The organism is Sphingobium sp. 15-1 (genome assembly GCF_013375535.1).
In the GTDB taxonomy this organism is placed as follows: Bacteria; Pseudomonadota; Alphaproteobacteria; order Sphingomonadales; family Sphingomonadaceae; genus Sphingobium; species Sphingobium aromaticivastans.
The window spans coordinates 1,251,706-1,275,422 of sequence record NZ_JABXJG010000002.1 but is presented as its reverse complement, the minus strand read 5'-3'; the positions used below and the strand labels follow the sequence as shown (position 1 = coordinate 1,275,422).

Genomic DNA, 23,717 nt, shown 5'->3' with positions numbered 1-23,717 from the left:
ATTTTATTGATGGCCCTGCGCCAAAGATCATGCTCGTGATGTCGCCAGAGCCGACGGGCATGCCAGTACCTATTCATCACATCTGCAATTTATGGAGCGGGACGCAGGGGCTTGTGGCAAATCGCTTGTCAGGTCGGCCGTCCCTCGCCACTCCCTTGGCTCGATTGCGCCCATGCGGGCGTCGACCCGAATATTGCGCCCATCGCAGGGCCAAAGATGCTGTTGGAGGATGAATGACTGAGATCGCAAGCTATGATCGCGACGGAGAAATCGGAATCGTCACGATCGATTCCAAGCCCGTCAATGCCCTTGGGATTGCGGTCCGCCGCGCGATTGCGGAGGGATTTGACCGTTTCTCAACGGATGCCGACATTCGCGCGATCGTCCTAATCTGCGGCGGACGCACCTTCTTTGCCGGTGCCGACATTTCCGAATTCGGCAAGGCGCCGGAAAAGCCGGACCTGCACGATATTCTGCATCTCATAGAAGATGCCGGAAAGCCGGTATTCGCCGCCATTCATGGCACGGCGCTTGGTGGCGGGCTGGAAGTGGCCTTGACCTGCAATTATCGCATTGCCTTGCCCAGCGCCAAGGTTGGCTTGCCGGAGGTGCATCTTGGCCTTCTGCCGGGTGCAGGCGGGACGCAGCGCCTTCCCCGGATCGTGGGGCCCGAACTCGCCCTCGACCTGATCGCCAATGGCCGACAGATCAATGCGAAAAAGGCCCTTGAGCTGGGCGTGATCGATGCGCTGGCGCAGGAGGGTGAACTGCGCGCCGACGCCGTCGCCTTTGCAAGGACCGTCCTGGCGCGCGGCGAAGCCATCGCTCGCGTTCGCGACCGGCAGGACAAGATCGACCCCTTCAAGGGCAAGCCAGAACTGTTCGACGACTATCTCAAGGCGAATGCACGTGGTTTCAGGGGTTTCAAGGCGCCGGGCAACATTGTCCGCGCGGTGCAGGCGGCGGTAGACCTGCCGTTCGAGGAAGGGCTGAAGCGCGAAAGGGAGCTGTTCCGCGAATTGCACGATTCGTCCGAAAGCGCCGCGCAACGCTATTATTTCTTCGCGGAACGGCAGACGTCGAAAATTCCCGATCTTGCCAATGACATCGCTACCCTCCCGATAAAGAGCGTAGGCGTGATCGGGGCCGGCACGATGGGCGGCGGGATTTCGATGAATTTTCTCAACGCCGGCATCCCGGTGACGCTGGTGGAAATGTCGCAGGAGGCGCTGGACCGGGGTATTTCCGTCATTCGCCGCAACTATGAAAACACCGCGAAGAAGGGCCGCCTGACCCAGGAACAGGTCGAACAGCGCATGGCCCTGATCCAGCCGTCCACCGACATCGCCGCGCTGGCGGACGTGGATCTGGTCATCGAAGCCGTGTTTGAGCGCATGGACGTCAAGAAGGAGATTTTTGCCAAGCTCGATCAGGTCGCGAAAAAAGGCGCCATTCTCGCTTCCAACACGTCCTTCCTGGATCTGGACGAAATCGCCGCCGCGACGTCCCGTCCGGGCGATGTGATCGGCCTGCATTTCTTCTCGCCCGCCAATGTGATGCGCCTGCTGGAAATCGTGCGGGGCAAGCAGACGCGCGACGTCATTCTGGCGACCGCCGTCAAGATGGCCAGGACGATCGGCAAGGTTCCGGTCGTCAGCAAGGTATGCCATGGCTTCATCGCCAACCGGATCATGGAGCCGCGTGGACGGCAGGCCGACGCAGTAATCCTTGAGGGCACATCACCCGAAGCCGTGGACAAGGCGATCTATGACTATGGCTTTGCCATGGGGCCCTTCGCCATGCTCGACCTGATCGGGCTGGACGTGCTGGGCCGCGGCTCGTCGGAACGGACCTTGATGGGCGATCTGGTGGCGCTCGATCGCCTCGGCCAAAAGAAGAATGGCGGCTTCTACGACTATGACGAAAAGCGTCGGCCGACGCCATCCCCGGTCGCGGCGAAGGTCATTGCCGATCTGGCTGCGGCAAAGGGCATCGAACAGTCCGATCCGCTGGATGCGGACGAGATCGTCGCTCGCCTTCTCTATCCCGTCGTCAACGAAGGCGCCCGCATCCTGGAAGAAGGCGTCGCGATCCGCGCGTCGGACATCGATGTCGCCTGCATCCTGGGATATAATTGGCCGGTCTACACCGGGGGCCCCATGTTCTGGGCCGACATGGTCGGTTTGCCGAAGATCGTCGCTGCACTCGACAAGATGGCCGAACGCTATGGCGAAGCCTTTGCCCCGGCCGCCCTGCTGCGGGAAAAGGCGAGCAACGGCGGAAGCTTCACCCGATCCTGACGGGCTATGCACGGGATAGGCCCGGCAGCGCCCGGCCTATCCCGACGCCCTTCGCTGGTTGTTTATGGCACCTGCCCGGGCGTCGAGGTTATGCCATTGTCGATGACCAGTTCCGCCCCGTTCATGAAACGGGATTCGTCCGAAGCCAGATAGACGACGGCATGGCCGATGTCGTTGGGCGTACCCAGGGTCGTGGCGATGGTGGGCGGCATGGCGATGCCCCTTTCCTCCAGTTCCTGCGCCCCCCGCCGAACCATGTCCGTGTCCATCGCGGCGGGATAGATGGAATTGCAGCGGATACCGCGCCGCGCCTGCGCGCAATGGGCGGCTACAGATCTGGAAAGGGCGCGCACGGCCCCTTTCGCGGCGCTGTAGGCGGTGGTGCCGAACGTCCCGGTCAATCCGCCGATGGACGATATGTTAATGATCGATCCTCCTTCAGATCGCGCCATCGCCCTGATCGCATGCTTGCAACCGAGGAATGTTCCCTCGACATTGACCGCGTAGATGAAGCGAAAATCCTCCAAACATGTTGGTGTGGACGGCCTCCAAACGGCATCACAATGTGCCAGGTTGAGGTTGTTGCAAATCTCAAGGAGGAGACCGTCCGTGGAACATCTTATCCGAGTTGGCATCGACACGTCAAAGCACGTTTACCAGCTTCATGGCGTCAACGCCGCCGAGAAGCCCATCCTGCGCAAAAAGCTGCGCCGTACCGAGATGATGGCGTTTTTCGAGAAGCTGCCGCCAACGGTGATTGCTATCGAGGCGTGTGGGGCGTCTCACCATTTGGCGCGGCTCCTGACGTCGTACGGCCATGAAGTGAAGCTGATCGCGCCGCAGTTGGTGAAGCCCTATGTAAAGCGCGGGAAGAACGATGCGGCTGATGCCGAAGCCCTGTGCGAAGCAATGAGCCGACCCACGATGCGCTTTGTGCCCATCAAGACTTCTGAGCAGCAGGCAGCGCTCATGCTGGTCGGCGTACGCGATCGGTTGATCCGCACCCGTACGCAGTTGGTCAACGCGATCCGTGGTTATGCTGCAGAGTTCGGGCTGATTGCTGCCCAGGGCAAGTGCCGGATCGTTCCGCTGCTCGACCGTATCGCGGTCGACCCTACTGTGCCGGCGCTTGCGCGAACCCTGTTTGCCGCGCAGGCGAAGGAATATTCTCGGCTTCAGGACCAAATCGAAGAGGTCGAAGCGGAGTTGGCGGCATGGCACCGCGCCAACGAATGCAGCCGACGCCTGGCGGAAATCCCCGGTGTCGGTCCAATCGGAGCGTCACTCCTCATGATGAAAACGCCAGCGCCCGAGCTGTTTGCCTCAGGGCGACAATTTGCCGCCTGGATGGGCCTGACACCAAAGGACCATTCTACCGGCGGCAAGGTCCGGCTTGGCATTATAACACGCGCCGGTGACGAACTGCTGCGAAGTGTGCTGGTGGCCGGTGCCACCGCGCTTCTACGGCATGTTCGAGCAGGAAAGGGCAACAATGCAAACGCCTGGCTACTTGAACTGCTCAAGCGCAAGCCGCCAAAGCTCGTTGCCGTGGCGGTTGCGAACAAGATTGCGCGCATTGCCTGGAAGCTCATGGTGACCGGCGAGCGCTACCGGGCAAACAGTATTCCGCTACGCGAGGTAGCGGCATAGAGCTTGGCGAACAGGGGGTGCTGATGTGCAAGCACTCGTGTTGAGCTGAGGCCTGAACTTGCAATAGAATGCGCAGATGGGATCGATCATTCCGGGCGTGAGACACTCCGTACGATGCAATGGCTACTACATGCCGGAAACTTGTTTGGAACTCATGTGGCGGAAACCATCTTGGCCCGCGGTCATTTGCGGCTGCACCTTTGAGGCCGGACATATGAACGCAAGCGATCGGTCATACTCTGCTAAATCTATTGTCAGGCGGGGGCCGTCCACATATGTGTCGTCGGGAAAGCCCATTCGCGTGACGCCGGCATTGTTGACCAGCAGGTCCAGTTTTCCGAAACGACCACATACTTCGTCGACCAACGATTCCCAGCCGGCCTCATCGCGCACGTCGCGCTTCAGGAACAGCGCCGGCTCGCCGATGTCGCGGGCGACCTGCGCTCCCCTGCCCTCATCGATATCCGTGAGGATGACTTTGCCCCCCTCCCGGGCGAGCAGACGCGCGCTTGCTTCGCCCAATCCGCCGCCTGCGCCAGTGACGATGACGACCTTGTCCTGAACACGTCCCATCGGTTTTTCCTCTCGCTTGCCGGCTCTATGGCTCTGATGTTTACCGATTCCGAAGGATCGGAAACCAGTTCAGTCTGGCCTCGATCCATGCCAGCGAAAATCGAAATCATGACCTTGCCATCATCCATCACGACCCTGATCCGCATCGGCGAGGCTGAAAAGCCATTGCGTATGTAATGTCGCCTTGCCTGTCTTGCATGACACTGCCTGCCAACGGAAGAAGACGCGTAGAGACTATCTTACACTCGGAGAGAAAATGGCCAACACCGCCTACATCTACGACGCGATCCGCACGCCCCGGTCAAAGGGCAAGAGCGATGGTTCGCTCAACGAGTGCAAGCCGATCGACCTGGTAACGACGCTGTTGAACGAAATGCAGCAACGCCACGACCTGGACACCGCCCGGGTCGACGACGTTATTCTGGGATGCGTCACCCCCACGCTGGAGCAGGGTGCCGTGCTACCCAAGCTGGCGCTGATGAAGGCGGGCTGGGACGAAAGCGTGCCGGGCGCGCAGGTCAACAGATTTTGCGCATCGGGTCTCGACACTTTCAACACGGCGGCGGCCAAGATCGCGTCGGGCTGGGAAGATCTTGTCTGCGCGGGCGGCTTTGAAAGCATGAGCCGGGCGCCTATGGGCGCCGACGGCGGCGCGTTCGAGGACCCTGCCACCAACATCGCCACCGGATTCGTGCCGCAGGGCATAGGCGCCGATCTGATCGCCACGATGAACGGCTTTTCCCGCGACGATTGCGACGCGTTCGCGGTGGGTTCCCAGCGCAAGGCCGCCTATGCCCGCGACAATGGCTGGTTCGACCGTTCGGTGGTGCCCGTGCGCGACGAAAGCGGCCTGACCATTTTGGAACGCGACGATTTCATCAAGCCCCATACGGACATGCAGACGCTGGGCGCACTCAAGGCCAGCTTCGCCGGCATGGGCAAGATGGGCTATGACGATATCGCCCTGTCCAAATATGTCGGGCTGGAACGCGTCAACCATGTGCATACGCCCGGCAATAGTTCGGGCATCGTCGATGGCGCCTCCCTCGTCCTGCTCGGCAGCGAGAAGGCCGGCAGGGACATCGGCCTGACCCCGCGCGGTCGCGTTGTTTCGACCGCCGTGCTGGCGACCGATCCCGTCATCATGCTGACCGGACCGGGTCCGGCTTCCAAAAAGGCGCTGGAAAAGGCCGGGCTCACCATGAACGACATCGATCTGGTCGAGATCAACGAAGCCTTCGCCTCGGTCGCGCTGCTGCTTCAGAAGGATCTGGATGTTCCCGACGAAAAGCTGAACGTCGTCGGCGGCGCCATCGCATTGGGTCACCCGCTCGGCGCGACGGGGGGCTGCCTGGTCTCGACCGTTCTCGACGAACTTGAGCGGCGCTCGCTGAAGCGCGGCCTGCTGTGCATGTGCGTGGGCGGCGGCATGGGCATCGCCTCCATCATCGAGCGCGTCTGATCGAAGGAATGACGACAATGAACGGTTTTATCTACGAAAAGGACGCCGACGGCATCGTGACCGTCACCATGGATATGTTCGACCAGTCGGCCAACACGATGGGCGCGGCCTATAATGTCGGCATGACCGAGACGCTCGACCGGCTGGAGCGCGAGGCAGGACTGTCCGGCGTCATTTTCGCGTCCGCAAAGAAGACCTTTTTCGCCGGCGGCGACCTCAAGGAAATGCTGAAAGGCGGCAAGACGCCGGAACAGGAATTCGAAAAGGTCCAGACCGCAAAGTCCTTCCTGCGCAGGCTGGAACGGCTCCCCGTGCCGGTCGCCGCCGCGATCAACGGCGCAGCGCTGGGCGGCGGCTTCGAAATCGCGCTCGCCTGCAATTATCGGGTGGCGCTGAACAGCCCCAAAACGCTTGTCGGTCTGCCCGAAGTCACGCTCGGCCTTATTCCCGGCGCGGGCGGCGTTGTGCGCATGGTGGCGTTGCTGGGCCTTGAAAAGGCGCTGCCGCTGCTTCTCGAAGGTACCACCATGCCGGCGGCCAAGGCTTACAAGATCGGCATCGTCGATGCGCTGGTCGACACGGCCGAAGAATTGATCCCTGCCGCGAAGCAGTGGATCAAGGCCAATCCCGAAGCCGCGACCCAGCCCTGGGACCGGAGGGGTTTTGCCTATCCCGGCGGCAATGCCGACAGCAATGCCGTGCGCCAGATCGCCGCAATCGCGCCGACGATGCTGATCGCGAAGACGCGGGGGCTGATGCCCGCGCCTGCCGCCATCCTGGACGTCGCCGTGAATTCGATGCGCATGGGTTTCGACAGCGCGCTCAAGACGGAGAGCCGCGCCTTTGTTAAGCTGGTGCGCAGCCCGGAGGCGCGCGCGCAGATCACCGCCTTCTTCTTGAACATGAACGGCATCAAGAACGGCGCGAACCGGCCGCAGGGCGAACAGGCGACATTCGCCAGCTCCGCCGTTCTGGGCGCCGGCATGATGGGCCAGGGCATCGCCTGGGCGCACGCTTCGCGCAATCTGCCCGTGGCGCTCAAGGACCTGTCGGTCGAGGCCGCTGAAAAGGGCAAGGCTTATTCGGCGAAGATCGCGGATGGCCGCATCCGCAAGGGACGCATGAGCGAGGCCGACAAGGGCGCCCTGCTCGGCCGGATCACGCCCACGGGCGACTATGCCGACATGCAGGGTGTCGACATCGTGATCGAGGCCGTGTTCGAGGACATCGCGCTCAAGGAAAAGATCATCGCCGAAACCTTCGGCAGCCTGTCGGATCGCGGCATCTACGGCACGAACACTTCGACCATCCCCGTCGGACTGCTGGCGAAGGCGGTGCCGGACCCCAGCCGTTTCATCGGCATCCATTTCTTCTCGCCCGTCGACAAGATGCAGCTGGTGGAGATCATCCGGGGCGAACAGACATCGGACGCAACCGCCGCCGCAGCCTATGACTATGTCAAGCAGATCGGCAAGATCCCGATCGTCGTCAACGACAGCCGCGGCTTCTTCACCTCACGCGTCTTCGGCACCTTCACGGACGAGGGCGCGGCGCTGATCCGCGACGGCGTTGCCCCTGTTCAGATCGAGCGTGAAGCCTGGAAAGCCGGCATGCCCGTCGGCCCGCTCGCGGTAGCCGACGAAACGAGCATCCTGCTGATGAGCAAGGTGTTGAGCACCCACGGCCGTATCGACGAGATGCTGGGCGTCGCCAACGGCTATCCGGCGGACATGGACGCGACCCGCGCCGTGTCATTCGACATTCTGGCGCAAGGCCGTGGCGGGCGCCAATATGGCGGCGGTTTCTACACCTATCATGACGATGGCTCGAAATCGCTGTGGGAAGGCCTGTCCGCCTATGCATCGGGCGACGGATCGGTGCCGGGCCAGGATATTCGGGACCGGCTGCTCTTCAGGCAGTCCATCGAAACGCTGCGCTGCTACCAGGAAGGCGTCCTGCGCAGCGAGGCCGAAGCCAATATCGGCTCCATCTTCGCTTTCGGCTTTCCCGCACACACCGGCGGGGCGCTTCAGTTCATCGACTGGTACGGCCGCGCCGCGTTCCTGAATCGGGCGGCCGCATTGGCCGACCGCTATGGCGAACGCTTCCGCGTGACCGACGCCATGGCGGCGATGGTCGCCAGCGAAATGACCAGGGCAGCGTGAAGCAACGGCCATGAACTATACCGCTCCAGTAGAAGACAGCCTGTTCGTTCTCGACACGGTGGCGGCGCTGCCCGCAATCGCTGCGCTGCCCGCCTTTTCCCATATGGAGACCGAAACGCTTTCCGCGATCCTGTCGGAAAGCGGCCGCTTCGCGGCAGAGGTGATCGCGCCGCTCAACGCCAATGGCGACAAGCAAGGTTGCCGAAGGGACGCGGACGGTAATGTCCGCGCCCCCGATGGCTTCCGTGAAGCCTATGCCCGATATCGGGAGGCGGGATGGACGGCGCTGTTCCCGCCGGAAGCCTATGGCGGGCAGGCCTTGCCCCATCTTGCCTGGCTGGCGACGGAAGAATTCGTGCTTTCGGCCAATCTGAGCTTTGGCGCCTATACCGGACTGACCTCCGGCGCGGTCAGCGCGATCCTGGCGCATGGCAATGAAGCGCAGAAGGCGCTTTATCTGCCGCCCATGGTGTCCGGCACATGGACGGGCACGATGAACCTGACGGAACCGCAATGCGGCACCGACCTCAACCTCATCCGCACGCGGGCAAGGCCGGTGGGCGATGGAACCTACTCCATCACCGGCACCAAGATCTTCATCTCGGCCGGCGAACATGACCTGTCCGACAACATCGTCCATCTCGTGCTGGCGAAGACCGAGGGCGCGCCCGACAATGTGAAGGGACTGTCCCTCTTCATCGTGCCCAAATTCCTGCCTGACGGCCCAAGCACCCCCGGCCAGCGCAACGCCCTGTCATGCGGCGCGATCGAGGAAAAGATGGGTCTGCACGGCAATGCGACCTGCGTGATGAATTATGATGGCGCCACCGGCTGGCTGATCGGCGAGGAGACCAAGGGTCTCAACGCCATGTTCGTGATGATGAACGACGCCAGGCTGCATGTCGGCATTCAGGGCGTGGCGGTTGCGGAAGCCGCCTATCAGGCCGCTGTCGCCTATGCGCGCGAACGGCGGCAGGGCCGCGCGCTTACTGGCGCCGCCGATCCCGAGCAGGCGGCTGACCCCCTGACCGTCCATCCCGACGTGCGCCGCATGCTGATGGAATGCCGCTCGCTCGTGCAAGGATGCCGGGCGCTGTGCCTGTGGGCCACCGCCCAGTCCGATCTGGCACGCCATGCGCCCGACGCCGACGCGCGGCAGCAGGCAACCGACCTGCTAAGCATCGCCACGCCGGTCGTGAAGGCCTTTGTCACCGACCGCGGCCATGAATGCGCGGTCACGGCGCAGCAAGTGTTCGGCGGCCATGGTTATATCCGCGAAACCGGCGTGGAGCAGCTTGTCCGCGATGCGCGCATCACCATGATCTACGAAGGCGCTAATGGCGTTCAGGCCATGGATCTGGTCGGCCGGAAATTGTGGCAGGACGATGGGCGCGGCTTCGCCACGCTGATGGCGCAGATGCGCCGTGAGATCGCTGAAACGCCCGAGGCCCTGTCCCACCTCGCCCGGCCGATTGGTCCGGTTCTGGACGATCTGGAGGCCGCCATCGCCTGGATGATGAAGAATGCCAGGAAGGATCCCGACGCGATCGGCGCGGCGGCCTATCCCTTCCTGGAGCTTACGGGCTACGCCATGCTCGGCTGGCTCTGGCTCAAAATGGCGAAGGCCGTGCCCGGCCAGGTGGAAAAGGGCGCGCATGGCGAAGCCTTCGGCCAGGCGAAACTGACAACGGCGGACTTTTACATGCGTCGTCTGCTGCCCCGCGCCAGCGGGCTTCTTGCTCAGATAGAGAGCGGCCCCGCACCGCTCATGACGCTGGCGGAGGCGGCATTTTAGCAGAACGAGGATGAGTTGGGCGAAGGCGTTTGGAACAGTTGACCATATTGATCATGGGAGGGGGCGTGTCGGGCCTGCTCAGCGCGCTGGCGCTGGCGGATGCGGGGCATCGCGTCACCGTGATCGAACGCGACCGTTCGCCTGAGCCCGGCCATCCCGATCGTCTGTTCAACGACTGGCGGCGCCTGGGCGTCGCCCAGATCCGCCATACCCACGCCTTTCGGGCGCGCTTCAAGCAGATCGTCGAACAGCGTCACCCCGCCTTGCTGGATCGCATGATGGCCGCCGGTGCGCGCGAGCTGTCCTTTGCCGACAACCTCTCCCCTACCCTGCGCGCCAGGGTGCGCGAGAGAAGCGGTGAGGATGCGCTCCGCACCATCGCCATGCGCCGCACGACGTTCGAGGCGGTGCTGCGCGATCATGTCGCGACATTGCCGGGCGTGACCGTCGCCTACGGATCGAAGGCCAGCGCCCTGCTGCTGGACCAGCGGCCCGGACAGCCGCCCCGCGCCACGGGGCTGACGGTCGATGGGCAAGCGATCCATGCCGACCTCATCATCGATGCCGGCGGCAGACGTTCACCCATTCCCGGCTGGCTGGCGCAAGCGGGCGTCGGGCCCCACGAAGATATTGCGCCGTGCGACCTGACCTATCACAGCCGCTTCTACAACCTTGCGGAAGACGTGACCGAACCTGAACCACCGCAGGGACGCACCGGCGATCTTGGCTATCTCAAATTCGGCGTGATCCCGGCGGACAATCGCTGCTTTTCGATCACGCTCGCCCTGCCTGAACGGGAAAAGGCGCTGCGTGGGCTGGCATCGACCGATGTGGGCTTTACCGACATCTGCCGGCGCTTGCCCGGGCTGGCGCCGTTCGTCGATCCAGCCATCTCCCGGCCGCTGGGGCGCGTCGCTGGCATGGCTGATCTCAAGAGCCGATGGCGCAGCTACATGGCGGATGGGCGGCCGGTCGTGGACAATCTCCTGCCAGTGGGCGATGCGCTGGTGACGTCCAACCCTCTTTATGGCCGTGGCCTGACATTCGCACTCATCGCCGCCTGCCGCCTTGCGGATGCCATCGACGCGCATGACAGCTTCGGCGCGGCGGCCCATGCCTATGAACGCGGCATTGAGCGGGAATTGAGAGCCTATTTCGACGACATGCGCCGCATGGACGACGCCGCGACCCGTCGGGCGGCGGCACTGGCGGGCACGGAATTGGCCGACCCTCGCCCCTCGCCCGCACATTGGCGGCTGTCACTGATACAGCGCGCGTTGCCTCATTCCCCCCGGCTGATGCGCGGATTCCTGTGCAATGTCCACATGCTGGACGGCCCGGATCGCTGGCGGTCAGGTCCGATGGCCCTGCTTGCCGCGCTCTGCGCGGTTGTCCGAAAACGGCATGGCGATATCATGGCCGGATCAACCAACCCATCGCGCGCCGACATTCACGCGATGCTCGACCTCCCCCACTGATCACAGGAAAAGAACGATGGATCGCGTCTGGAACAATTTCATCGCTGGCGCCGATGCCGAGCCGGCCTCGGGCACCTATACGGACTCCTTCGATCCGACCATCGGTGCGCCCTTCGCCAAGGTGGCCGACAGCAGAGGCGAGGATGTGGACCGGGCCGTTCGCTCATGTTCGTCCGCATTCGCGCAATGGAAGGCGATGCGGCCGCTCGACCGAGGCCGGATATTGACCGACATCGGCCGCGCCATCCGCGACCGCCGGGATGAATTCGGCGCGATCGAACGCGCCGAAACCGGCAAGCCGGGATGGCAGCTGCCTTTTGAAACCGAGGTCGCGGCGCAATATTTCGAATTTTACGGCGGCCTCACCAACCTGTTCCATGGCGAGGTCATCGGGTTGGGCGAGGGATATCACAGCTACACACTGCGCGAACCCTTTGGCGTGGTCGGGGTCATCACGCCTTGGAACGCGCCGCTGAACCAGGCCGCCCGCGGCATTGCCCCTGCCCTTGCAGCGGGCAACTGCGTCGTTTCGAAGCCGAGCGAATTCACGTCCGGTTCAACAGTGCTGCTGGCGCGGATCGCCGTCGAATGCGGCATGCCCGCCGGGGTCTTCAACGTAGTGCTGGGGTCAGGGACCGAAGCGGGCAGCGCGCTGGTCTCGCATCCCGACATCCGCAAAATCGCCTTTACCGGCAGCGTGCGTGCGGGCCGCGCCATCGCCCATATCGCGGCGGATCGCATCATCCCGCTGACCCTGGAACTGGGCGGCAAATCCCCCAACATCGTCTTTGAGGACGCCGATCTCTCCGCCGCCATTCCGGGCGCGATCCGCGCCTTTGCCGGCAATGCCGGGCAAGTCTGCCTGGCCGGCAGCCGCCTGCTCGTACAGCGGTCCATCCATGCCGCCTTCGTCGAAAAGCTGGCGGCGGCAGTGGGTCAACTCAAGGTCGGGCCGGACGTCGACGCGCTGATGGGTCCGTTGACGACGAAGGCGCAATATGACCGCGTCGCATCCTTCTTCGACATCGCCCGGAGCGAAGGGCTGGAACCCGCGACAGGCGGCAGCGCCGTCACCCGCGAAGGATGGGGCGGCGGCTGGTTCCTGCCGCCGACCGTCTATGGCGATGTCAGCAATAACAGCCGACTGGCGCGGGAGGAGATTTTCGGCCCCGTGCTCGTCGTGATCCCGTTCGAGGACGAGGATGAGGCCATCGCCATCGCCAACGATACCGAATATGGCCTGGCCGCCGGTATCTGGACCCAGTCTCTGTCCCGCGCCCACAGGGTTTCGGCGGCCATCCAGGCAGGTCAGATCTATGTGAACGAATATATGGCGGGCGGCGTCGAAACGCCGCTGGGGGGCTACAAGAACAGCGGCTACGGCCGGGAAAAAGGGATTGAGGCGCTGCATCATTATACGCAGCTCAAATGCGTCACGATCAAATTATGACAGCCGGCGGATCGTCGCCGGACAACTGACGGAGAAACAGGAGAGGAGAGGAGAAGGCATGTTCGATCTGGCAGGGAAAACCGCCATTGTCACGGGTTCGTCGCGCGGCATCGGGCGCGCGATCGCAGAGGCCATTGTGGAACATGGCGGGCGCGTCGTCATTTCCAGCCGGAAAGAGGACGCCTGTCAGGCGGCGACGGCGGAAATCGAAGCGCGCCATGGTCCCGGGCGGGCGGTCTCCGTTCCCGCCAATGTGAGTTCCAGGGACGATCTGACTCGTCTGGTCCAGCGCACGCGCGAAGCCTTCGGCCGGATCGACATCCTGGTCTGCAACGCGGCCAGCAATCCGCATTACGGCCCACTCACGTCGATTTCGGAGGAGATGTTCCGAAAGATATTCGACAACAACGTCCTTTCGCCGCTGACCCTGATCGGCATGGTCGCACCGGAGATGATCGAGCGCAAGGCCGGGTCCATCATCTTGATCTCCTCCATCGGTGGACTGCTTTCCTCGACGTCGATCGGCGCCTACAACATGTCCAAGGCCGCCGACCTTCAGATGGCGCGCAATCTGGCGGCGGAATATGGCCCCTCCGGCGTGCGGGTGAACGCCATCGCGCCGGGCCTAATCGAGACGGACTTCGCCTCCGCGATCATGAACAATGAAAAGGCGCTGGCCCGCTTCGTCGATCCGGTGCCCCTGCGCCGCGTGGGGCAACCCCGCGAAATCGCGGGCGCAGCCCTTTTCCTTGCGTCCGACGCGTCCAGCTTCGTGACCGGGCAGACGATCGTCGTCGATGGCGGCGCGACGATCATGGGGGCGTGACGGAAGACAATATGTCGCACGATCGCCACTATCGTTCCTGCACGATTTGCGAGGCCGGCTGCGGCCTGGTGATCGAGACCGCATCCAACGGGCAGGTGCGGTCGATCAAGGGTGACGCGGACGACCCTGTCAGCCAGGGCTTCGTGTGCCCGAAGTCGCAGGCGATGGCCGGCATCGGGCGCGATCCCGATCGGCTTCGTCAGCCGCTGCGGCGCACGCAGGACGGATTCGAACCGATAGGCTGGGACGAAGCCTTCGCGCTCGCCGCGGAAAAGCTGAGCGCGATCCGGCAGGAACACGGCCCCGACGCCATCGCCACCTATGTCGGCAATCCGGTGGCGGGCAATGTCGGGAGCGTCCTTTACACCGGCGCGCTCACCCAGGCGATCGGGTCCCGGCAGATCTACACGGCCGCATCCATCGACGCCTATCCGCGCATGCTCGCCAACGCCCTGATGTTCGGCGACATCGGGATCAATCCGGTGCCCGACATAGAACGGTGCGATTTCCTGCTGATCCTGGGCGCGAACCCAGCGGTCAGCAACGGCAGCATGCTGACCCTGCCGGGCCTGCCTAAAAAGCTTGCGCAGATGCGCGAAAGAGGCGGGCGGATCGTCGTTGTCGATCCACGCCGCACGCGCACGGCGGAAATGGCGGACGATCATCTCGCGATACAGCCATCGACCGACGCGCTGCTACTGCTGGCCCTGGTGGAGAGCCTGTTCAGCGATGGCGTGGCGGACCGCCCGGACCTGGAAACGCGCTTTTCCGGCATCGACCAGCTTCGACAGGTCGCCGCACGCTACCCGGCGGAAAAGGTCGCCGCCATCATTGGGGTCCACGCGGACAAGATCCGATCGCTGGCCCGATTCCTCGCGGCGGCACCAAGGGCAGCCGTCTATGGGCGGGTAGGCACCTGTTGCCAGCCCTTCGGTTCCATCGCGTCATGGCTGATCGAAGCCATCAATGCGCTGACGGGCAATCTGGACCGCGAGGGAGGCATGCTGATCCCGATGCCTATCGTGTCCACCGCCCTCTTTTCCAGCCCCTATTCCAAGGGCCAGGCGCCCTATGGCCGCTTTCACACGCGCGTGCGCAAATTGCCCGAGCTGGGCGGCCGCCTGCCCGCCGCCGCACTGGCGGAAGAAATCGCGACGCCCGGCGAAGGCCGCGTGCGGGCGCTGATCACGCTGGCCGGAAACCCTATACGCTCCTTCCCCGACAGCCGGGCCATAGAGGCGGCGGTCGAAAAGCTCGATTTCCTGATCTCCATCGACATGTATCTCAATGAAACGAGCCGTCACGCCGACCTGATCCTTCCGCCGGGCGATCCTCTGGGCGAACCCAATTGCACGCTGATGTTCGGGGCTTTCTCTCCCCGCTCCTACGCCCGCTTTTCCCCGGCCCTGCCGGCTGCCGATCCCGGTCTGGCGGATTGGGAGATCCTTCTGCGTCTCGGCGCGGCGCTCACGGGACGGGATGCCGAGTGCTACGACCGGCACTATGTCGCCGGGCTGGTCGGGTGGAGCATGCAGCGCGCCTGCATGACAGACCCGCCGCACGAAGCCATCATGCAACAGCTGACCGGAGAAACAGGCGTCGAAAAGCTGTGCGATTTCTTCATTCGCACCGGGCCTTTCGGCGATGGCTTCGGTCAGGCCGCCGGCATCACCCTGACTGACCTGCGCGCCGCGGACCATGGCGTGGATCGCGGATATGCGCCGTCGGGCAGGCTCATGGACCTCATCCGCACGCCGGATGGAAAGGTGAACCTCGCCCCCGCACCCATCATGGCCGACCTTGAGCGGCTCGACCAATGGATCGCGGCCGGAAAGCTCGGAGAGCTGGAACCAGCAAAGGGCTATTTCATCCTGTCCGGGCGCAGGGATCTGCGTTCCATGAACAGCTGGCTCCATAATCTGCCGAATCTGGCGAAAGGTCCGGCTCGCAGCCATCTCCACGTCCACCCTGACGATGCGGACCTGCTGGGTCTGGCGGATGGTGACACCGTGGCGCTGGACGCCGGGGGCCGTCAGGTGACCGTGACGGTCGAGCGCAACGCCGATGTGCAGCGCGGGCATCTCAACCTACCGCATGGCTGGGGCCATCACGAAGCGGGAACCCGCATGGAGGTGGCGCATCAGCGCCCCGGCAGCAACTATAATCTTCTGTCCGATGCAGCCCTGCTGGACATGCCGTCGGGCAACGCGGTGTTCAACGGGCTGCGGGTGCGTCTGTCCCGCACGGCGCAGGCGCCGGAATGGACCACAGCCCACTGAAGCTGCGACCCGTTCCGGCGCATGATCGGTCAAGCGGCCAGTGCGTCAATCCGCGCCTTCACCGCGATGATCCTCCTGGCTTCCTCCAGATGAAGCAGTTCGGCCATCTTGCCGTTCACGGTCAGGACGCCCTTGCCCGCATTCGCCGGGTCCTCGAAGGCCTCGACCACGGCGCGGGCGTGCACGATGTCCGCTTCCGCCGGTGAGAAGATCCGGTTCGCGACATCAATCTGCTCGGGATGGATCAGGCTCTTCCCGTCAAAGCCAAGCATGGCCCCCTGACGGCATTCCGCCGCAAGAAAATCCTCATCCTTCAGCCGGTTGCATACCCCGTCCACCGCAACCAGCCCATAGGCCCGGGCGGCGGCGACCACCGTGAAGAGCGCGCTCTGCAATGCGGTGCGATTGTCATCGACCTGGCACCGCAACTCCTTCGCCAGATCGTTGGTGCCCACGACCAGACCCTCCAGCCCTGTTTCGTCCGCCGCGCCGGCGATGGAGTCCATGCGCAGGATCGCTTGGCAGGTCTCGATCATCGCCCAGAGCGGCTTGCCCGGCCCAAGGCGCGCGCGGGCGGCGGCGAGCATGCCCGCGTCGGAAACCTTGGGCAGCAGGATCGCCGGCGCATGCCCGGCGGCGGCCATGTCCGCCTCATGCCAGGGCGTTTCCGGCCCATTGACGCGCAACATCGCCAGACGATCACCATAGTCGATATTCCTGATCGCGTGGATCGCAAGGTCGCGGGCAGCATCCTTCGCATCCGGCGCGACGGCGTCCTCCAGATCGATGATCAGGACGTCGCAGGGCAAGCTGGCGGCCTTTTCCAAAACCCTTTCCTTGTTGCCGGGCAGATAGAGGACGCTGCGGAATGGTCGCATATTCAAATTCCTTGCTATTGATGTGATGAGAATCAGTCCGGGCCGTCATCCCCAGATATATTGGGCTCCAGCTTCGCTTTCGCCGCGAAAAGCGCGGCAATCACCAAATCCCGCTTGTCCATGATGCGGTCGGTACGCCCACCGACGCCGATCGCCATGGGAATCTGGCCGATGGTTGGCTTGATCGCCACCGCGAAGGCGCTGTAATTCTTCGACATGTCGCCGCTCGTCTCAGCATAGCCCTTCTCACGGACGTTCGCCAGAAGCGCCTCGAACTCCCTGGGATCGACCCGCTCGGCCTCATCCTGAGTTTCAGCATTGGAACGCCGGACGATCAGCGCGACCTCTTCTTTGGACTTGAGCGATAGCAGGACGCGGCCGAGCGCAGTGCGAGTGATGGGACGCAACAGACCGGACTGGACCTCCAGCCGTTGCGACACGTCCGGTAGCTGGGCGCTCACATATTGCGAATATATCCCGTTCTGAATGCCCAAGAACACGGTTTCCTGCACCTGACTCATCAGGTCGTCCAGATGCGTCTCCACATCGCCCTGGTGGCGATACTGCCGATGAATCCAGCTGCCCAGTAGCATGATGCGGATGGTGGGCAGATAATTACGGCTCGTGCGATCATGCTCCAGATAGCCCAGCTGGACGAGATTGCGCACCAGCATGCTCACGCTGGGCTGCGGAATGTTCAACCGCTGCGCCATTTCGCCGATCGACATGGGCTGCTGATGAAGCGAAAATAGTTCGAAAAGCGCCAGCGTGCGCTCCGCGGATTTCACGGATCGCCATTGCGAATTCGCCTTGTCCACAGTCCATGGACTGATGTCGCTCAGGCGGTCTTCCGCCATATCGGATGCGGTATCGGACATGATCTGTGTGTTCCTTTTCGAACCTTACTGCCGGGTAGCCATTTTCCGCAATTCGCGCGGACCCCACATTACCCATGTAATAATACCCGAAACAGCTCGAACAAGCCCGCACCAAACCCCATTTGATGGTAGCGATAGGCAATCGCGATCGGAGAGGTTAGATGAATATTGACGTTGTAGTGCGTGGCGGAACTGTAATCGACGGAACCGGCGAACCCGCACGACTGGCAGATATCGGCATCCGCGACGGAAAGGTCGTCGAGATCGGCGCGATTCCCGGCCAGGGCGCCAAGGAAATCGACGCACGGGGCCTGATCGTCGCGCCCGGCATCATCGATCTTCACACCCATTATGACGCCCAGTTGCATTGGGACCCCTATTGCACAACGTCGGGGTGGCACGGCACAACGACGGTCGTTATCGGCAATTGCGGCTTCAGCTTCGCTCCCGTCCGGAAGGGCATGAGCGAGCGCTACATGCGCATGATGGAAAACACCGAGCAAGTTCCCTTCGAGGCTATGGCGTCGACCATGGACTGGACCTGGGAAAGCTTTCCCGACTGGATCGCGCATCTCAAGTCGCTGCCCAAGGGGCTGAATGTCGCCACCTATCTGCCCATGAACCCGCTATTGTCCTATGTCGTGGGCCCCGACGAGGCGAAGAAGCGCCCCTGCACGGTCGAGGAACGCAAGCAGATGCGCGACCTGCTGCATGAGGCGATGGACGCGGGCGCCAGCGGCTTTGCCCTATCCTTCATGGGCGAAGGCGGCAACAATCATCTCGATCACGACCAGTCGCCCATGCCGACCGACGCCATGGATGCGGAGGAAGCCTATAATCTGGCGCGGGTCCTTGCCGAGCGCGGCGAAGGCACGATCCAGATCCTGTGCGAACTGCCCGGCATGGACGAACCGCGCCGTTATGCAGCGGAAGAACTGGCCCGCATCAGCGGCCGTCCGGTTCTGCACAATATCCTGCTGGGCAGCGACACCGATCCCGAACAACATCGCGGCATCATGCGCTGGCTGGACCGGATGCAGGAAGAGAAGCTCGACATCTGGTCGCAATGCTTCTCCTTCCGCAAGCCGCTCGAAATCACGCCGCTGCATTATAATGTCTGGGATTCCGTCGCCGCGTTCCGCCGCCTTTCCATGGCGACCACGGCAGAGGCCAAGATGACGCTGGTGCAGGACCCGGCCTATCGGAAGACCTTCATCGACAATTATGATCCGCGCGAAATGTCGACCGCAGGTGGCCGACTGGAAGCCTATATGATCGTCGATCCAGCCGGCTCCGCCTCACTGGAAGGGCGCGAAGGGCAATTGCTGGGTGACATCGCCCGCGACCTGGGCAAGCCGGTCGCGGAACTGTTCCTCGATACGCTCATCGAATCCAACATGCATGTCATGTTCTCCAACAATGACAATGGCACGCGCAATGTGGAGACGATCGAAGAGATTCTCAGCCATCCGCGAGTGCTGGCGGGCATTTCGGACGGCGGCGCACATTCGAAACATGGCAATGGCGGCTACTGGTCGACCGACCTCATCCTGTGGCTGACGCAGGAAGGTACGCGGATCAGCCGGGAGCAGGTTCATTCCCTGCTCAGCTACCGCAATGCGCGCGCCTTCGGACTGACCGATCGTGGCCTTCTGCAGCCCGGCTATGCGGCCGATCTCATGATCTACGACGCCGACAAGCTGGATTATCAGCCCCGTGGCCACTATGAAGTTGTCCACGATCTTCCGGGCGGCGACTGGCGCAAAGTCACTCGCGCGATCGGCATCCGCCACATCCTCGTCAACGGCGTCGAAACCTTCACCAACGGCAAGGAAACGGGCGCCACCCCCGGCGAGATCGTCATGAACCAGCGCGCCGACGCAAAAATGGAAGCCGCTCAATAATTTCGTTGCCGTGTCCCGCAACGGAATCGTCAATAAAATCGATAAAGAGGAATATAGCTTGAACGCGCATCAGCCCGTCAACAGCGTGCGGACCTTTGCCGCTTCATCCCACAAGCTCCTGATCGACGGCCACTGGGTCGAGGCGGAGGGCGGTGAAACGATCGACGTGTTCGATCCGGCGACCGAGGAACGCATCGCCATCGTCCCACGCGGCGCCGCGAAGGACATCGACCGCGCAGTGAAGGCCGCCCGGCGGAGCTTCGAAACCGCCTCGTGGCGTGGCCTGAAGGCGGAGGATCGCGCCGCGATCATGTGGCGTTTCGCCGACCTGATCGAAAAGAATGCGACCGAACTCGCGGATCTCGACATTCTCAACAACGGCATGCCCCGCTACATGGCGGACGGCATGGTGAAGGCGTCGGCGAACTGGATGCGCTTCTATGCAGGTTCGGCAACCCGGATATTCGGCCGGGACGCGAGCGGCGCGATTTCCGGCGGCGGGCAGCAGATGCACGCCTATACCATGCGCGAGCCGATTGGCGTCGCGGGCCTCATCCTGCCATGGAACGGACCTGTCGGCGTCTTCGTGGTCAAGGTGGCGCCGGCGCTCGCGGCGGGCTGTTCGGTCGTCGTCAAACCGGCCGAGAACACCCCGCTGTCGGCATTGCGGCTGGGACAGCTGGCGGTCGAGGCCGGCGTTCCCGATGGCGTGATCAACATCGTCACCGGCTATGGCGACGCCGGGCAGGCGCTGGTCGATCACCCGCTGGTGGACAAGATTTCCTTCACCGGATCGACCGATGTCGGCAAGCGGATCGTCGACAGCGCCAGCGGCAATCTGAAGCGCATCACGCTGGAACTGGGCGGGAAATCACCATGCCTGCTGTTCGGTGACGCCGACATGGACGTGGCCATCCCCGGCGCGGCGATGAGCACCTTTCTCAATTCCGGGCAGGTCTGCTGGGCGGGTTCACGGCTGCTGATCGAGAAGAAGGCCTATGACAAGGTGCTCGCTGGCATCACGGATTTCGCCAATAATTTGAAGGTCGGCAATGGCTTCGACCCGTCGACCAATCTTGGCCCCCTGATTTCGGCCAAGCAGAGGGACCGGGTCGTCCGCTATATGGAGATCGGGCAGGAAGAAGGGGCGGAGATTGTCGCGGGCGGCCCCAGCGATCTGGAAAAGGGCTTTTTCGTCAAGCCGACCGTCCTGGCGAACGTCAACGCCAATGCACGCGTCATGCGGGAGGAAATTTTCGGCCCCGTCATTTCGGCGACGCCCGTCGACGATGTGGACGAGATGATCCGCATCGCCAACGACACCAATTATGGCCTGGCCGCCTGTCTGTTCACGTCGGACGTCAACCGGACGCACCAGATCGCATCGCGCATCCGCGCCGGCACCGTCTGGGTCAACTGCTTCGGGGTCAACCACATCACCATGCCCTTTGGCGGATACAAGGAATCCGGCTGGGGCCGCGAACTCGGCGATGAGGCGCTCGACAATTTCCTCGAGACCAAATCGGTGTTCGTACAATTGCGCTGAGGCCAGCGCCGTCCCTGTTGCTCTTCTGGAATTCTGCTTCTTCATGAACATGAGAAACGAGACCGAAACCGCTGCCGATTATATCATAGTCGGCAGCGGCAGCGCGGGGGCCGTGGTAGCCGCCAGGCTTGCGGAAAATCCCGCGATCAACGTGCTGTTGATCGAAGCGGGCGGATCGAACAGACGCATGCTGGTCGACATGCCGGCGGGCACGCTCAAGCTGATGGCGAACGCCACGTCCGACTGGATGTACCATGTGGAGGCCGACACCACGCGAGGCGACATCGAGCAGGTCTGGTCGGGCGGAAAGATGCTGGGCGGGTCGAGTTCGATCAACGGGATGGTGTATTGCCGGGGCGAAAAGCGGGATTTTGACGACTGGGTGGCAATGGGCTGCACCGGCTGGGCCGCTAACGACATATGGCCGCTTTTCCTGAAGTCCGAAAAATTCCACGGGCCGCCATCGCAGGATCACGGGACGTCCGGTCCGCTGGGCGTTGCCCCGGTCCGGTCGCAACATCCCCTGACCGAAAATTTCGTCAGCGCCTGCGACGAGGTCGGGCTACCGCGCCGGGACGATTATTGCGACGGACATGAATTCGGTTCGTTCCACATCTGGACGACAACGGCGGGGGGCCAGCGTTCGAACACATTCAGCGCCTTTGTCTCGCCGCTTCTTGATCGACCCAATCTTGCCGTCGTCACGGGCGTCACGATCGACAGGATCGAATGTGAAGACGGCCGAGCGGTTCGCGTCGTTGGAAGCCGCAATGGCGAACCCTATTGCGCCGCCGCCCGGCGCGAGATCGTCATCAGCGCAGGCACGATCGGATCGCCGGCTATATTGATGCGGTCGGGAATCGGGCCAGCGGCGCATTTGCGCGAACTGGGCATCGACATTCTCGCCGATCTTCCCGTCGGCGAGAATCTTCAGGAACATGCGGTGCTGGCCGTCAGCAAGCTCGTGACGATGCCCACTTACAACATGGCGCCGAAGCTGTCGAACCTGCCCCGACATGTGGCGAACTATCTGTTGTTCCGCAAAGGACCGCTCACCTCGCCCGCCGTTCAGGCCATGGCCTATGCCAGAACCGAGGCCCATCTGGCCGATCCCGATGTCTGTTTCAGCTTCATTCCTCTGGCGATGGACCTTTCAGGCCAGCCCAAATTGCATGCCAGGTCAGGCGTGACCATCGGGGGGCAGATTTGCCGCCCGAACGCACGGGGCAAGATCACATTACAGAGCCGCGATCATCTGGCCCCACCGAAAATCGCGCTGAACATGCTGGAGGATGCGGAGGACATCCGCACCTTGACCAAGGTCGGCCGCCTGGCCGAGCAGATCTTCGCCGCGCCGGCATTCGCGCCTTTCGTCGAAGCGCGCAATGAGCCGCCCCAACCGATCATGTCGGACGAGGGCTGGCTGGACTATCTGCGCCAGCGTGTCGGCATTGGCTACCATCCGGTGGGAACATGCCGCATGGGCCGGGAAGGCGAATCCGTATTGGATCCCCAGCTCCGCGTTCGGGGCATTGACGGCTTGCGGGTGATCGACGCGTCGATCATGCCGCGCATCACGTCCGGCAATACCAATGCGCCGTCGATGATGATCGGGGAAAGGGGCGCCGAACTGATCCTGCGGTCGCTCAAAGTTTAGGCTTTGAGGGCGTCAGATGCGCTGCCTGACTTCGGTGCCGCCATCGACGAAAATCGCCTGTCCCACCATATAGGCGTTTTCGGCGCTCACGAGATAGGCGAGCAGACTCGCCACAACATCCGGGCCGGGAATGTCCTTGATGACCGCCGGATTGTAATTGAGCAGCCATTCCATGCGCGCGGGATCGGATAGGTCGTCCCGCGTCAGAGGTGTCCGTATGACGCCGGGACACACGCAATTGAGCAATATGCCCGAGCCACCCCAGTCGTCGGCCACCGATTGCGACCTGATCCAGTTCGTGATGGCGCGCTTGGTCGAGGAATAGATGATCGGCTCTTCCGGGCATCGCGCTGCCGCGGCGACGGCGGCTCTACAGGCATGCACTTCGTCGCCGGCTGTGCAGGCCGTAACAACCTCCTCATCCACATCAAGGATCGTCGCCATGGACGACACCGCTGCAACGCGCGGCGACGCCGATTTCAGCAACAGCGACCGTAGGCCCCGAATGATGTCCACAGTGCCAAAATAATTGATGGAAACGATGCCCGGCGAGTCGATCGGTCGGTATATTCCCGCACATGTGACGAGGGTATCGATGCCGTCCGGGCAGATGGTGGACACCGACCGCAAAGCGCCAGAGCGCCCTTCGGCTGTGGACAGATCAGCCACCACCTCCGCATCACGGAGATCTATCCCGATCACCCTCCATCCCGCATCAGTCAGCCGTTCGGCCGTCGCCTTGCCTATTCCGGAAGCGGAACCCGTGATGACTGCCCTTCGCGTTGATCCCATCCTAGCTGCCTTCATCCTGACCTGAAATGAAAAGGCAGCAGAGATCGGCCGGACTGGCCAATGGTTTTACGCCTCGCGACGCAT

Annotated in this window: 17 protein-coding genes; 12 read left to right on the top strand and 5 right to left on the bottom strand. The window is 62.9% G+C overall.

Annotated features, from left to right (window positions below):
• Positions 1-233 precede the first annotated feature (233 nt).
• Positions 234-2,300, top strand: a complete 2,067-nt coding sequence (locus HUK72_RS21790) for a 3-hydroxyacyl-CoA dehydrogenase NAD-binding domain-containing protein (RefSeq protein WP_176598640.1) — start codon at positions 234-236, stop codon at positions 2,298-2,300.
• 62 nt (positions 2,301-2,362) lie between these two features.
• Here the strand turns inward: HUK72_RS21790 and HUK72_RS21785 are convergent, their stop codons facing one another.
• Entirely contained in the window at positions 2,363-2,935 is a 573-nt protein-coding gene (locus HUK72_RS21785; RefSeq protein ID WP_255325958.1) for an SDR family oxidoreductase, read from the bottom strand.
• Here HUK72_RS21785 and HUK72_RS21780 point away from each other — a divergent pair.
• Positions 2,910-3,950 (top strand): IS110 family transposase, encoded by a 1,041-nt coding sequence (locus HUK72_RS21780; RefSeq protein ID WP_176598614.1) that lies wholly within the window; start codon positions 2,910-2,912, stop codon positions 3,948-3,950. The genes HUK72_RS21785 and HUK72_RS21780 overlap by 26 nt on opposite strands.
• A 126-nt stretch (positions 3,951-4,076) precedes the next feature.
• Here the strand turns inward: HUK72_RS21780 and HUK72_RS21775 are convergent, their stop codons facing one another.
• The gene (locus tag HUK72_RS21775) at positions 4,077-4,523 is read right to left on the bottom strand and encodes an SDR family NAD(P)-dependent oxidoreductase (RefSeq protein WP_176598638.1); all 447 of its coding nucleotides are present in this window, start codon (positions 4,521-4,523) and stop codon (positions 4,077-4,079) included.
• A gap of 256 nt (positions 4,524-4,779) precedes the next feature.
• On the opposite strand from HUK72_RS21775, the gene HUK72_RS21770 reads away from it, so the two are divergent.
• From HUK72_RS21770 to HUK72_RS21740, 7 genes are read left to right on the top strand one after another with little or no spacing between them, the layout of a single operon-like run.
• A complete protein-coding gene (locus HUK72_RS21770; protein ID WP_176590563.1) occupies positions 4,780-5,985 on the top strand; it encodes an acetyl-CoA C-acetyltransferase in 1,206 nt (401 codons plus the stop codon).
• A 17-nt stretch (positions 5,986-6,002) separates the two neighbouring features.
• Positions 6,003-8,150: a 3-hydroxyacyl-CoA dehydrogenase NAD-binding domain-containing protein gene (locus tag HUK72_RS21765; protein WP_176598637.1), complete on the top strand. Its 2,148-nt coding sequence runs from the start codon at positions 6,003-6,005 to the stop codon at positions 8,148-8,150.
• Between the two features lie 10 nt (positions 8,151-8,160).
• Positions 8,161-9,945 (top strand): acyl-CoA dehydrogenase C-terminal domain-containing protein, encoded by a 1,785-nt coding sequence (locus HUK72_RS21760; RefSeq protein WP_176590561.1) that lies wholly within the window; start codon positions 8,161-8,163, stop codon positions 9,943-9,945.
• Positions 9,946-9,983: 38 nt separating this feature from the next.
• A complete protein-coding gene (locus HUK72_RS21755) occupies positions 9,984-11,423 on the top strand; it encodes an NAD(P)/FAD-dependent oxidoreductase (protein ID WP_218036201.1) in 1,440 nt (479 codons plus the stop codon).
• A gap of 16 nt (positions 11,424-11,439) precedes the next feature.
• Positions 11,440-12,873 (top strand): aldehyde dehydrogenase, encoded by a 1,434-nt coding sequence (locus HUK72_RS21750; protein WP_176598635.1) that lies wholly within the window; start codon positions 11,440-11,442, stop codon positions 12,871-12,873.
• Positions 12,874-12,931: 58 nt separating this feature from the next.
• Positions 12,932-13,699 carry an SDR family NAD(P)-dependent oxidoreductase gene (locus HUK72_RS21745; protein ID WP_176590558.1) on the top strand — a complete coding sequence of 256 codons (768 nt, stop codon included), beginning with the start codon at positions 12,932-12,934 and terminating at the stop codon, positions 13,697-13,699.
• A gap of 11 nt (positions 13,700-13,710) precedes the next feature.
• Positions 13,711-15,978 carry a molybdopterin-dependent oxidoreductase gene (locus HUK72_RS21740; RefSeq protein ID WP_176598634.1) on the top strand — a complete coding sequence of 756 codons (2,268 nt, stop codon included), beginning with the start codon at positions 13,711-13,713 and terminating at the stop codon, positions 15,976-15,978.
• A 29-nt stretch (positions 15,979-16,007) separates the two neighbouring features.
• On the opposite strand, the gene HUK72_RS21735 is transcribed toward HUK72_RS21740, so the two are convergent.
• Together HUK72_RS21735 and HUK72_RS21730 are read right to left on the bottom strand one after the other, a co-directional pair.
• Positions 16,008-16,856 carry a CoA ester lyase gene (locus tag HUK72_RS21735; RefSeq protein WP_176590556.1) on the bottom strand — a complete coding sequence of 283 codons (849 nt, stop codon included), beginning with the start codon at positions 16,854-16,856 and terminating at the stop codon, positions 16,008-16,010.
• 32 nt (positions 16,857-16,888) lie between these two features.
• Positions 16,889-17,734 (bottom strand): IclR family transcriptional regulator, encoded by an 846-nt coding sequence (locus HUK72_RS21730; protein WP_176590555.1) that lies wholly within the window; start codon positions 17,732-17,734, stop codon positions 16,889-16,891.
• A gap of 161 nt (positions 17,735-17,895) precedes the next feature.
• Here HUK72_RS21730 and HUK72_RS21725 point away from each other — a divergent pair, with 161 nt between their 5' ends.
• From HUK72_RS21725 to HUK72_RS21715, 3 genes are read left to right on the top strand one after another with little or no spacing between them, the layout of a single operon-like run.
• Entirely contained in the window at positions 17,896-19,638 is a 1,743-nt protein-coding gene (locus HUK72_RS21725) for an amidohydrolase family protein (protein ID WP_176590554.1), read from the top strand.
• Positions 19,639-19,696: 58 nt separating this feature from the next.
• Positions 19,697-21,184, top strand: coding sequence for an aldehyde dehydrogenase (locus tag HUK72_RS21720; RefSeq protein WP_176590553.1), 1,488 nt, complete (start codon positions 19,697-19,699; stop codon positions 21,182-21,184).
• A 43-nt stretch (positions 21,185-21,227) separates the two neighbouring features.
• A complete protein-coding gene (locus HUK72_RS21715) occupies positions 21,228-22,841 on the top strand; it encodes a GMC family oxidoreductase (RefSeq protein WP_176598633.1) in 1,614 nt (537 codons plus the stop codon).
• A 12-nt stretch (positions 22,842-22,853) separates the two neighbouring features.
• Here the strand turns inward: HUK72_RS21715 and HUK72_RS21710 are convergent, their stop codons facing one another.
• A complete protein-coding gene (locus HUK72_RS21710; protein WP_176590551.1) occupies positions 22,854-23,633 on the bottom strand; it encodes an SDR family oxidoreductase in 780 nt (259 codons plus the stop codon).
• Positions 23,634-23,717: the final 84 nt, after the last annotated feature.